11 protein-coding genes are annotated in these 10,977 nt (G+C 42.9%); 8 read left to right on the top strand and 3 right to left on the bottom strand.

Features of this window, described 5'->3' with window-relative positions; translation table 11 throughout:
- The first annotated feature begins 128 nt into the window (after positions 1 to 128).
- Positions 129 to 419, top strand: coding sequence for a nucleotidyltransferase family protein (locus tag IM500_RS04020; RefSeq protein WP_287737768.1), 291 nt, complete (start codon positions 129 to 131; stop codon positions 417 to 419).
- Positions 420 to 653: 234 nt separating this feature from the next.
- Positions 654 to 947 (top strand): nucleotidyltransferase family protein, encoded by a 294-nt coding sequence (locus IM500_RS04015; protein ID WP_287737767.1) that lies wholly within the window; start codon positions 654 to 656, stop codon positions 945 to 947.
- Between the two features lie 124 nt (positions 948 to 1,071).
- On the opposite strand, the gene IM500_RS04010 is transcribed toward IM500_RS04015, so the two are convergent.
- From IM500_RS04010 to polA, 3 genes are read right to left on the bottom strand one after another with little or no spacing between them, the layout of a single operon-like run.
- Complete coding sequence (locus IM500_RS04010; protein ID WP_016517133.1) at positions 1,072 to 1,320, bottom strand: heavy-metal-associated domain-containing protein; 249 nt, start codon at positions 1,318 to 1,320, stop codon at positions 1,072 to 1,074.
- 36 nt (positions 1,321 to 1,356) lie between these two features.
- The gene (locus tag IM500_RS04005) at positions 1,357 to 1,602 is read right to left on the bottom strand and encodes an NDH complex assembly factor CRR9 (RefSeq protein ID WP_190723640.1); all 246 of its coding nucleotides are present in this window, start codon (positions 1,600 to 1,602) and stop codon (positions 1,357 to 1,359) included.
- A gap of 4 nt (positions 1,603 to 1,606) precedes the next feature.
- On the bottom strand, positions 1,607 to 4,477 hold the full coding sequence (gene polA, locus IM500_RS04000) for a DNA polymerase I (protein ID WP_287737766.1): 2,871 nt from the start codon (positions 4,475 to 4,477) through the stop codon (positions 1,607 to 1,609).
- 385 nt (positions 4,478 to 4,862) lie between these two features.
- On the opposite strand from polA, the gene IM500_RS03995 reads away from it, so the two are divergent.
- From IM500_RS03995 to IM500_RS03970, 6 genes are all read left to right on the top strand, one after another.
- Complete coding sequence (locus tag IM500_RS03995; RefSeq protein WP_002746188.1) at positions 4,863 to 5,099, top strand: hypothetical protein; 237 nt, start codon at positions 4,863 to 4,865, stop codon at positions 5,097 to 5,099.
- Positions 5,096 to 5,440: a type II toxin-antitoxin system VapC family toxin gene (locus IM500_RS03990; protein WP_190723637.1), complete on the top strand. Its 345-nt coding sequence runs from the start codon at positions 5,096 to 5,098 to the stop codon at positions 5,438 to 5,440. The genes IM500_RS03995 and IM500_RS03990 overlap by 4 nt, the downstream gene beginning before the upstream one ends.
- A 260-nt stretch (positions 5,441 to 5,700) precedes the next feature.
- Entirely contained in the window at positions 5,701 to 6,627 is a 927-nt protein-coding gene (locus IM500_RS03985; protein WP_002759994.1) for a UDP-glucuronic acid decarboxylase family protein, read from the top strand.
- Between the two features lie 45 nt (positions 6,628 to 6,672).
- The gene (locus IM500_RS03980) at positions 6,673 to 8,058 is read left to right on the top strand and encodes a UDP-glucose dehydrogenase family protein (RefSeq protein WP_190723636.1); all 1,386 of its coding nucleotides are present in this window, start codon (positions 6,673 to 6,675) and stop codon (positions 8,056 to 8,058) included.
- Between the two features lie 241 nt (positions 8,059 to 8,299).
- Complete coding sequence (locus tag IM500_RS03975) at positions 8,300 to 8,983, top strand: Mo-dependent nitrogenase C-terminal domain-containing protein (protein ID WP_190723635.1); 684 nt, start codon at positions 8,300 to 8,302, stop codon at positions 8,981 to 8,983.
- 128 nt (positions 8,984 to 9,111) lie between these two features.
- The gene (locus IM500_RS03970; protein WP_190723634.1) at positions 9,112 to 10,800 is read left to right on the top strand and encodes a SulP family inorganic anion transporter; all 1,689 of its coding nucleotides are present in this window, start codon (positions 9,112 to 9,114) and stop codon (positions 10,798 to 10,800) included.
- The last annotated feature ends 177 nt before the right edge of the window (positions 10,801 to 10,977 follow it).

Raw genomic sequence — 10,977 nt, 5'->3', positions numbered from 1 at the left:
GAAATTGCTAAAATAGGAGTAGAAAAAGCAATAGAAACCGACGAAGAAACGGCAACCGCTTGGATAAACCAACAACTAGAAAGCTTGGGAGTAAACCTAATCTGATGAACACAAAAATAAATCTACCAATGGAACAAATTAAAGGATTTTGTCAAAAGTGGCAAGTCACCGAGTTGGCATTATTTGGTTCAGTTTTACGCGAAGATTTCCGTTCAGATAGCGATATTGATATTTTAATTACCTTTTTCCCAACCGCTAAACGAGGTTTAACCGAAACCCTACAAATGCGCGATGAACTGCAAGCAATTTTTGATCGAAAAGTAGATTTAATTGTGAAAGCAGCACTCAAACGGAGTGATAACTGGCTAAGATGTAAAAACATTTTAGAATCAGCACAGATTATATATGCCTCATTGTAAATGCTATCAGACGTATTTTGCGCTATACTGATGGAAAAATAAATTAACAGAACTTTTGAAAGCGATCGCACATTTACTCTAAGAGTGCTTTAAAAGCAAAATCCAAAGAACTATTAGAAATTGCTAAAATAGGAGTAGAAAAAGCGATAGAAACCGATGAAGAAACGGCAACCGCTTGGATAAACCAACAACTAGAAAGCTTGGGGGTAAACCTAATCTGATCAACACGAAAATATGAAAATTTCTCAAGAAAAACTCTCACAACTTTGTCAACATTGGCATATTCATAAACTTTCCTTATTTGGTTCAGTTTTACGAGATGATTTCACCGCAGATAGTGATATTGATATGCTCGTTGAGTTTGAACTTGGTTTTACCCCCAGTTTTTTCAAACTTCATCAAATTCAAGAAGAACTATCTCAATTATTTGATGGACGTACTATTGATCTCGTTACCATCAAATCTCTTAATCATCATATTCGTGAGCGTGTTTTAGCAACAGCAGAGGTGTGTTATGTTCATGATTGACACAGCAAATAAAGCACTTAGCTTTGTAGAAGGTGTCAGTCGAGCAGTATTCGAGATGATATTCAACAATAATCACGACAATTGTTGATTTTTACCAGAGGTATATTTTTAACGGGGGAGGATGTCAACCCTCACTGCTAGACTCAACAATATGGCCGACTTCGCTGATCCATTGGGCAATTTCTGCGCGGGATGCGGTGGTTTCTACCGTGACGATTTTATTGGCTACATCCACCGATATTTGGGCTGCCGGTTGCTGATTGTTAATCGCTTTAGTAATGGTATTAGCACAACCTTCACAGGCAATACTAGGCACTTTTAGGGTAATTGTCATTGTTGTAACTCCAGTAACTTTATAGCTAAAAACTAGCATAAATTGTCAGGGGTAGCTGATTTTTTAAGAGTTTATTTACCATTTCAGCACTGCCGCTTCGATCCCCTGTTCCCGACGCAGTTGACTATCTTTTTCTAGCCATTGAATGACCTGTTTATGGGTTAGTTCTTCTAGGGTTACTCCCATATCTTCGGCGATTATTTTTAGTAAGCGTAGGGAAGAAATTGTTAAACGAGTCAGGAATTTTTCGGGAGAAGTCAAGAGGGCAGCGTCCACATCTGCGGATTCTTCTGGGGTTAAAAATTGTCTGTTTTCGATCATAGTTTTATTTGGTTTCCATCCAATTGTCACCGGCTTTTATTTCTACCAAGAGAGGGATCGTCAAGGAGACAGCTTCTTCCATAGTCGTCTTGATTTTTGACTCTAGGGATGGCCATTCTTCCCTCGGTACTTCCAAGACTAATTCATCATGGACTTGCAGCAGTAATCTCGCTCGATAATTTTGCAGTACCTCGGCCAATTTTACCATCGCTACTTTAATAATATCAGCACTGGAACCCTGAATGGGCGCATTAGCGGCCGATCTTAATAATTGTGCCTCCTCGTTGTTGAGTTTGAGGCTATCTAAATCGATGTCATGTAAGGACAGTCCCCGCAGTCTTTTTAAGAGGGGATTATCGAAGTTAAAATAACGTCTTCTACCCAAAATTGTTTCCACATATCCCTGAGCGATCGCTTGTTTTTTGCTATTTTCTAAATACTCAAATACTTGGGCATAACGTTGATGATATTTTTCAATAAATTTTCTGCCCTGTTCTACGGTTAATTTCGATTCACGGGCGAATTTTTGCGCTCCCATGCCGTAAATAACTCCGAAGTTAATTGTTTTTCCTAAACTGCGTTCTTCTGGCGTAATTTCCCTTTTATCAAAGAGCAATTGAGCGGTGACTTTATGAACATCTTGATTACTACGATACGCTTCTAATAAAACTGGTTCTTGACTGAGATGAGCAAGAATTCTTAACTCGATTTGTGAGTAGTCTGCTGATACTAATAAGTAACCATCTTCGGGGATAAAAGCTTGACGAATTCGCCTGGAAAATTCACTGCGAATGGGGATATTTTGTAGGTTAGGATTGGAGGATGATAAGCGTCCGGTGCTGGTGATGGTTTGATTAAAATCTGTATGTACTCGTGCGGTTTTTGGTTCAGCTAATTTCGGTAAAGCATCCACATAGGTGGATTTTAATTTGGACAAGGTGCGATGTTCAAGGATATAATCAATTAAGGGATGATCGCCTTGTAGTTTCTCTAAAACACTTTGATCAGTAGAGTAACCTGTTTTAGTTTTTCTGGATTTTTTGCGATTGAGTGCCAATCGATCAAAGAGGATTTCACTTAACTGTTTAGGAGAGCCAAGATTAAAAGTTTCTCCGATGGATTCATAAGCTTTTTTTTCTATGTCTGCCAAGTCTCTTTCTAGTTGCTGGGAAAAGTTTTTTAGATAGTTAATATTAATTTTTATACCATAATTTTCCATCTGCCACAGCACCATCACTAAGGGAGATTCTATTTCAGAGAATAATTGATACAAAGGGGGAATTTTAGTTAATTCTGCCTGTAATTTTTCTCGAAGCAAATAGGTAGCGTAGGCATCTAATCCGCAGTAGTTGGCAGTGGTGGCAATATCTAAATCAGCGATGGTTTTTCCCCCAGGAATACCGAGACTTTTATAACTAAGGGAAGTGATACCAGTTAAATAGCGATCGCATAAATCTTCGAGATTATGAGTTAGTTCGGGATGGAGGACATAACTAGCCACCATAGTATCAAAAACTAGACCTTTAACGGTAATTCCTTGATGATAAAAAACATCAATATCAAATTTCGCATTCTGGAAGACTTTCGGATAATTATCACCAGCTAAAATTGGGCGTAATTTTTCGAGGACTATCTCTAGATTTAAATTATCACCGCTCTGGTGTCCGATAGGAATATAGGCCATAGCATTTAATTCTTTTCCCCAACAGCAACCGATGCCGACTAATTTGGCTACACGAGGATTTAAATCCGTGGTTTCGGTGTCCCAAGCGACGGGAAATTGCCGATTAGTGAAAGTTCTTAATTTGGCCAGTAGAGCATCTAACTTAGGAATAGTATCAATAATGTCGGGAGCAATTAGAACCGGTGGAGAAACAGGGGGTAAATCAAACAGAGACAATTGATTAGAATCAGCATCGCTAGTTAATTCTAGGGTAGGAGTGCCACCTAGATACTGTTGAATTTGATCGAGTTTCTGGAGAATTTTCTTTAACTCTAATCTTGCCAATAAAGGTTGAACTAAACGCCGATTAAAACCTCGGAGACGAAATTTCTCTTCCTCGAGACTAACGGGGGCATCAAGGGCAATTTTGGCTAAATAGCGAGAACTTTCGGCGGCGGTTTTTCCCTCTAATAATTTAGTTTTTACCATTCCCTTAATCGATTCCAGATTGGTATATATATCGTCTAAGTTATCGTATTTTTTTAATAAATCTATCGCTGTTTTTTCGCCAATTCCGCGCACTCCGGGGATATTATCAGACTTATCACCGCAAAGAGCTTTAAAATCTACTACCTGTTTTGGTGTCACCCCTAACTTTTCCGTGACAGCTTGGGAATTGAATTCTGTATAACCCTGTCCCGAGGTACTTTTGACCGCATTAATATCCAGATAGAGAACCGTGGTTTTTTTCTCCTCATCTACCAATTGGAATAAATCTCGATCGCCTGTTAAAATCTTGACTGTATAACCATGATCACTGGCTTGTTTTGCCAAAGTTCCTAAAACATCATCTGCTTCGTAACCCGGGGAAGTCACAATAGGAATATTCATCGCTGCCAAGAGACTTTGCAGATTAGTTAAATCGGGGCGAAATTCTTCGGGAGTCTCTTGCCGATTAGCCTTATAATTGGCATCAGCTTCATGGCGAAAAGAAGGAGCTGCTAAATCAAAAGCAACTGCTAAATAAGTGGGTTTTTGAGTTTCAAGTAACTGCATCAGAGAATTTAAAAACCCAAAGCACACACTGGTGGGAATGCCGGTAGAAGTACGCAGAGGACCAGAACGAGACTTAGCAAAGGCATAATAGGCACGAAAAGCCAAAGAATGCCCATCGATCAGGATAAATAACTTATTTTGCCCAGCACTGGTCATAATCTAGCCTCTTTAGTCCTATCAAAATAATACTAAATAGTATATAAAATTTACATTCCCTATTTTGCCCGAATTTGCCCAAATTTGACAAGGGGGGTTTTTCTGTTTAGAGTATAACATAGGCTGGCATTGTTCTAAACTTAAATCTTTCTATCTCTTTACAGGCGGCCGATGCCTGTGCTACCAATTACATCAATAGCATTTACAGGCATCCTGCTTGTACCACTAGGGAAAAACTAGACCGAATTACAGTAGCTCCCAATATTTGTTTAGAATAACTCACTATCAGAAAAATGCCGATTACTGTAGGAGCTGTTTTAAAGCTGTTAGCGAAGGGAATTATGCTACACTAGCATCAATATCTAGTCAAAAAGGCTGGTAATTTATGACTCCTCATCTTTCTCTTAGCCAGATTATAGAATCTATCGATCAACTTTCTTTAGAAGAACAAAACCAATTATTTGAAAAATTAGCGCAGAAAAAACAACAACAAGAGCATCCACTCCTCAATATACCAGTTACCCTAACCTATAATCCCCTCTTAGATGAAGTCATAGAGAGTATAGAAACCTATCGTCAAAAAGTTGACCAAGAAGACAGTCAACAAGTTGAAACACCGTGACTCAATATATATTAGATACCGATCATATAACCCTACTGCAAAAACTACATCCGAACTTAGTTCGGAGAGTAGCGTCTATCGATCCTGATGATACGGCTATAACAATTATTACTTTAGAAGAACAAGTAAGAGGATGGTTCAGCGTGATCAGAAAATACTCTCAAAGCAATCAATATGAAAAGTTAATCAAAGGCTATCAAGGTTTGAGAGATATAGTTAATTATCTGAGCAAATTTAAAATTTTGAACTATACTTTAGAAGCTCATTATCATTTCAGAGAATTACGGGAGCAAAAAATTCGTATAGGAACACAAGATTTAAGAATTGCATCGATTAGTTGATCAGAAAACAGTATTTTAGTAACACGCAATTATCGTGATTTCTCTCAAATCCCTAATTTACGCCTACAAGATTGGACGATATAGAACTCTGTAGGGATGACTACGAAAATTGTTACATTTTTTAAGGATTACCCAGCCATTATTCAGCCATTAGCCTAGCATCGGCGATCGCTGATAACACCTCGTCAAAAAAAATATTTGCCAAAAAGCCAGCGTAAGGGTATTTTAAGAATAATTTTATATGTTTACTTGTCGATTACATGAGAATCCTAGTTACAGGCGGTGCAGGTTTTATTGGTTCCCATCTAATCGATCGCTTGATGGAACAGGGTCATGAAGTGATCTGTCTGGATAACTTCTACACGGGGACGCGCCGAAATATCGTTAAATGGCTAGGAAATCCTTATTTTGAGCTAATTCGTCACGATATCACCGAGCCGATCCGTTTAGAAGTCGATCAGATTTATCACCTGGCCTGTCCTGCTTCCCCAATTCACTATCAATATAATCCCGTCAAAACGATTAAAACCAATGTTTTAGGGACTATGTATATGCTGGGTCTAGCTAAACGGGTAAAAGCGCGATTTTTGCTCGCTTCTACCTCGGAAGTCTACGGCGATCCTGATGTGCATCCGCAAACGGAAGAATATCGAGGTAATGTCAACTGCATTGGACCGCGTTCCTGTTATGACGAAGGTAAAAGGGTAGCGGAAACCCTAGCTTTCGAGTATTATCGGGAGCATAAAGTCGATATCCGGGTGGCCCGGATTTTCAACACCTACGGCCCGCGAATGCTGGAAAACGATGGTCGAGTGGTGAGTAATTTCGTCGTACAAGCTTTGCGCGGTCAACCCCTAACGGTTTATGGTCAAGGTTCCCAAACCCGCAGTTTTTGCTATGTTTCTGACTTGGTGGAAGGGTTAATGCGTTTGATGAATGGGGACTTTATCGGGCCGGTTAATTTAGGCAATCCCGACGAATACACAATTCTGGAATTAGCACAAGTGATCCAAGGCATGATTAATCCCGAGGCCGAATTGGTCTATCAACCACTGCCGGAAGATGATCCCAAGCAACGACAACCGGATATCACTCGTGCTAAAACTTATCTGGATTGGAGTCCAACTATTCCTCTAAGTCAGGGTTTAAAAATGACGATCGAGGATTTCCGTTCTCGTCTCAGCTAATCCCTAATCAATAAATTTAACCTAATTGTCACTGGAGTGATTATCATGCGTGTTTGTGTTATCGGAACGGGTTATGTGGGTTTAGTCACCGGGGTGTGCCTAGCACACATCGGCCATCATGTTATCTGTATTGACAACAATGAAGAAAAAGTCAAATTGATGAAATCGGGACAATCCCCCATCTATGAACCGGGGTTATCGGAATTAATGCAGTCTTCGGCAGCCTCCGGCAATCTGGAATTCTCCACGGACCTAGAAGCGGGAGTTAAACACGGTGAAATCCTCTTTATCGCTGTTGGTACACCAGCACTACCCACGGGAGAAAGTGACACTCGTTATGTGGAAGCGGTGGCCCGGGGTATTGGGGCCCATCTCAACGGTGGTTATAAAGTAATCGTCAATAAATCGACCGTTCCCATCGGTTCTGGGGATTGGGTACGGATGATCGTCCTCGATGGCGTGGCCGAGAGACAAAAAAATCTCGTGGCCGCTGGTGGCGGTATTAGTACACTAGAACGCATCGAAGCGGAATTCGATGTGGTCAGTAATCCCGAATTTTTACGCGAAGGTTCGGCAGTTTATGATACTTTTAACCCTGATCGTATTGTTTTAGGCAGTAATAACCCGAAAGCCATCGAAATGATGAAGGAATTGTACGCGCCTTTGGTTGAACGTCAATTTGCTGATGATCCCTCCTTGCCTCCCGTTCCCGTAGTGGTTACGGATCTCAGTTCGGCAGAAATGATTAAATACGCCGCTAATGCCTTCCTAGCCACCAAAATTAGCTTTATTAACGAAGTAGCTAATATCTGCGATCGCGTCGGGGCTGATGTCACCCAAGTGGCTAAAGGTATCGGTTTAGATTCCCGTATCGGCAGCAAATTCCTCTCGGCCGGGATCGGTTGGGGGGGTTCCTGTTTCCCCAAAGATGTGTCGGCTTTGGTACATACCGCGGAAGACTACGGTTACGAAACGGAATTACTTAACGCCGCTATCAATGTTAACAAACGTCAACGGACAATCGCGATCGAAAAACTGCAACAGGAATTAAAAATCCTCAAGGGTAAAACCGTCGGTTTGTTGGGATTAACTTTTAAACCCGATACCGATGATATGCGCGATGCTCCGGCTTTAACCATGATCGAACAGTTAAATCGTTTAGGTGCTAAGGTAAAAGCATACGATCCGATAGTTTCCCAAAGTGGTTTAAGTCACGGTCTAAGCGGTGTGATTATCGAATCGGATCCAGAAAGATTGGCCGATGGTTGTGACGCTTTGGTGGTGGTGACGGAATGGCAAGAATTCCTCCGTCTTGACTACGGCAAAATGGTTAAAACCATGCGCGAACCCGTGTTAATTGATGGTCGCAATTTCCTCGATCCTGCGGTGGTGACAGCAGCCGGTTTCCGTTACCTCGGGATCGGACGTTAATCCCAGGAATCCACCTTTTCACTAGGACTGACGCGGGTGGGGAAGGGACAAGGAGCACCAACCCCCTACCCCTGCTCCTAGGGGCGAAAATTGCCCGATTATGCCAGATGAAAAACGAAAACTTCCTAGCTGACCATGGGGTTATTGGCTATAGTTAAATGATATGAACGGTGGCCACTAGAATCCGGGGGCGATGGGTAGAATTAAATTGAGAAACTAGAAATCAGTTTTAGCAATACCTATGGTTAGCTCTGTTCAATACCGCTACACTAACGAACAAGTTAGGGACTGGTTACGGGGATTACTGACAATTGCTTGGTGTGATGGGGATTATAGCACCAGCGAACAGGAATCGATCGCCCGTTTCGCTCACGAATTAGAATTAGATGACGACCACGTTCTCTATCAATCGATTAGTCCCGAAGAATTGGCCGCAAGTTTCGGTCATGACCCCAAAATATCAGAAAACTTCCTCCGCACGGCGGTCATGGTAGCGATCGCCGATGGCATTTATTCCCCCGCCGAAGCGCAATTACTGCATAGTTATCGGGATGCTTTCGGGTTAGAAATCGAGGCCTTGTCAGCTTTAGAACATACTATCTGTGAAATTCCCGAAATTACCACGGAAGCGCAGAAATCCGAGTTTATCAGTGCCGAACATCCCCACCCAGATCTGCTTCATCCCCTCAAAGATTGGTTAGATGGGGTAGAAATGCACGATCCGCGCTTGGCCCGGTTTATCTGCAAAATGGTCCCGCCTCAATGTCCTTTTGAACGCGATATCGTGCTTTTTGGCCATAAATTAGTGCATATTCCGCCCCTGTGCAAGTTAAATCCTCTCTACGAGCAATTAGTCGGTTTACGCTTCCGGGCGTTATCATACTTAGCCGATGATTGTCAAGAAGATATTTCCGAGTATATTTAGCCAATTTAATTAAAATTGCGGCTAACATGGTATAAATATCCTGCTGACAGAAAATATCTCAACCTAAGGGCTTTTCCTAGCTAATTCTTCCGTTAAAATTAGGTTAAGTCGCCGTTGACAGAGAAAATATGAGTAAAAACTCCCGACGAGTCGATTTTCCTGATTTACCCGGGCTAAAAAACCTGCGCTCCTATCAATGGCAGTGGCTGGGCCGAGATATACTCGCCGGTGTCACCGTGGCGGCCTACGCTATTCCCCAGTGTATGGCTTACGGCGACCTGGCCGGGGTCGAGCCGGTGGTGGGATTGTGGACTCTCGTGCCAGCCGCCCTAGTTTACGCCCTTTTCGGCTCCTCATCGCAACTATCCCTCGGACCAGAATCGACCACGGCAGTGATGACGGCGGCAGCGATCGCACCGATGGTAAGCCTTCAAGGAGAAAATTACGGCAGTTTAGCGGCTTTTTTAGCCCTAATGGTCGGTTTAATCTGTTTAGTTGGTTATATCGCCCGCTTGGGATTTTTAGCTAATTTACTCTCCAAACCGATCCTGATCGGTTATATGGCGGGAGTGGCGGTGATCATGATTGCGGGACAACTGGGTAAAATTAGTGGTTTGTCAATCCGTGAAAATACGGTTTTTAAAGAAATTTTAGCTTTTTTTCGGGGAATAAATCAATGGCACTGGCCAACCCTTAGCCTCGCTATATTGCTGCTACTATTTCTATTTGTCATCCAAAAATATTTTCCCAAAGCACCGGGTCCCTTGCTGGCGGTTTTACTGGGAACCCTCGCCGTCGCCACCCTCCATCTCGATCAAGAGGGGGTGGCAGTAGTGGGGAAAATTAGCAATACTTTGCCGAATTTTGGCTTACCAACCCTAGATTTTGCCCAATTACTACCTCTAGTAACCGCAGCCGTCGGCATTGCCCTGGTCGGCTATTCCGATAACGTCTTGACCGCTAGAGCCTTTGCCGCACGCCATAACCAAGAAATCGATGCCAATCAAGAATTTTTAGCCCTGGGACTGGGGAATCTGGCGGCGGGTTTTTGTCAGGGATTTCCCATCAGCAGCAGCGCCAGTCGCACCGCGGTGGGCGATTCGGTGGGTAGTAAAAGTCAGCTTTACTCCCTGGTGGTGGCAGTGGTGGTGGTGGCGGTCATTTTCTTGCTCGGTCCGCTACTGGTACTCTTTCCCAAGGCCGCCTTGGGTGCGCTGGTGATTTATGCGGCCTGTAAACTGGTGGATATTGCCGGCGCTAAACGACTAAAAAGCTTTCGCAATAGTGAGTTTAATCTCGCTGTCCTGACAATGGTGGGGGTGCTAACCACGGGGATTTTAAGCGGGGTTGCCATCGCCATCGGTCTCTCGGTTATCGATTTATTGGCCCGCATTACCCGGCCCGATGATGCCGTCTTGGGTACGGTTCCGGGGGTGATGGGTTTACACGCACTCCAGGATTGGCCAGAAGCGCAAACAATACCCGGGTTAGTTATCTATCGTTACGATGCCCCCTTATTTTTTGCTAATGCGGCCGACTTTAAACGTCGCGCCCTCAGCGCCATTGCCCGGGAGACAAAACCGGTAGAATGGTTTGTCTTGAATACAGAGGCACTCGGAGAGTTGGATAGTACAGCCGTGGAGATTATCGAGGAATTAGCAAGGGAATTATCAAGACAGGGTATAGTTTTCGCCCTAGCGAGGGTTAAACACGATCTGTACTTAGAATTGCAACGTTCCCGCTTGTTAGATAAAATTAGCCAAGAGAGAATTTACTATACTTTGCCGGCGGCGATCGAAGCTTTTAAAAATCGTTAACTGTTCCCTCCTAGACCCAAAAAGCTAATAAAACCTGCTAATGGGACTTAGACAAAAAACAAATCGAGAAAAGCCTCAACTCCAATCCCCGCTTGGGATTTACTTCGAGAAGCCCAAAATCGCTGAAACCCAGATAGATCAAGGAAAATCATAAATCGAGGTTAACCCTTTGTCCCG

The organism is Microcystis sp. M179S2, from assembly GCF_020245805.1.
Classification (GTDB): domain Bacteria; phylum Cyanobacteriota; class Cyanobacteriia; order Cyanobacteriales; family Microcystaceae; genus Microcystis; species Microcystis aeruginosa.
The sequence above is the reverse complement of the archived record's forward strand: the minus strand, read 5'-3'. Positions and strand labels throughout refer to the sequence as shown.

What these genes read in the sequence shown, in the direction of transcription:
- IM500_RS03970 (WP_190723634.1), top strand. Translation starts at nt 9,112, where the DNA reads ATGAGTAAAAACTCCCGACGAGTCGATTTTCCTGATTTACCCGGGCTA.
- IM500_RS03980 (WP_190723636.1), top strand. Translation starts at nt 6,673, where the DNA reads ATGCGTGTTTGTGTTATCGGAACGGGTTATGTGGGTTTAGTCACCGGG.
- IM500_RS03985 (WP_002759994.1), top strand. Translation starts at nt 5,701, where the DNA reads ATGAGAATCCTAGTTACAGGCGGTGCAGGTTTTATTGGTTCCCATCTA.
- IM500_RS04005 (WP_190723640.1), bottom strand. Translation starts at nt 1,602, where the DNA reads ATGATCGAAAACAGACAATTTTTAACCCCAGAAGAATCCGCAGATGTG.
- IM500_RS04020 (WP_287737768.1), top strand. Translation starts at nt 129, where the DNA reads ATGGAACAAATTAAAGGATTTTGTCAAAAGTGGCAAGTCACCGAGTTG.
- IM500_RS03995 (WP_002746188.1), top strand. Translation starts at nt 4,863, where the DNA reads ATGACTCCTCATCTTTCTCTTAGCCAGATTATAGAATCTATCGATCAA.
- IM500_RS03975 (WP_190723635.1), top strand. Translation starts at nt 8,300, where the DNA reads ATGGTTAGCTCTGTTCAATACCGCTACACTAACGAACAAGTTAGGGAC.
- IM500_RS04015 (WP_287737767.1), top strand. Translation starts at nt 654, where the DNA reads ATGAAAATTTCTCAAGAAAAACTCTCACAACTTTGTCAACATTGGCAT.
- IM500_RS04010 (WP_016517133.1), bottom strand. Translation starts at nt 1,320, where the DNA reads ATGCTAGTTTTTAGCTATAAAGTTACTGGAGTTACAACAATGACAATT.
- polA (WP_287737766.1), bottom strand. Translation starts at nt 4,477, where the DNA reads ATGACCAGTGCTGGGCAAAATAAGTTATTTATCCTGATCGATGGGCAT.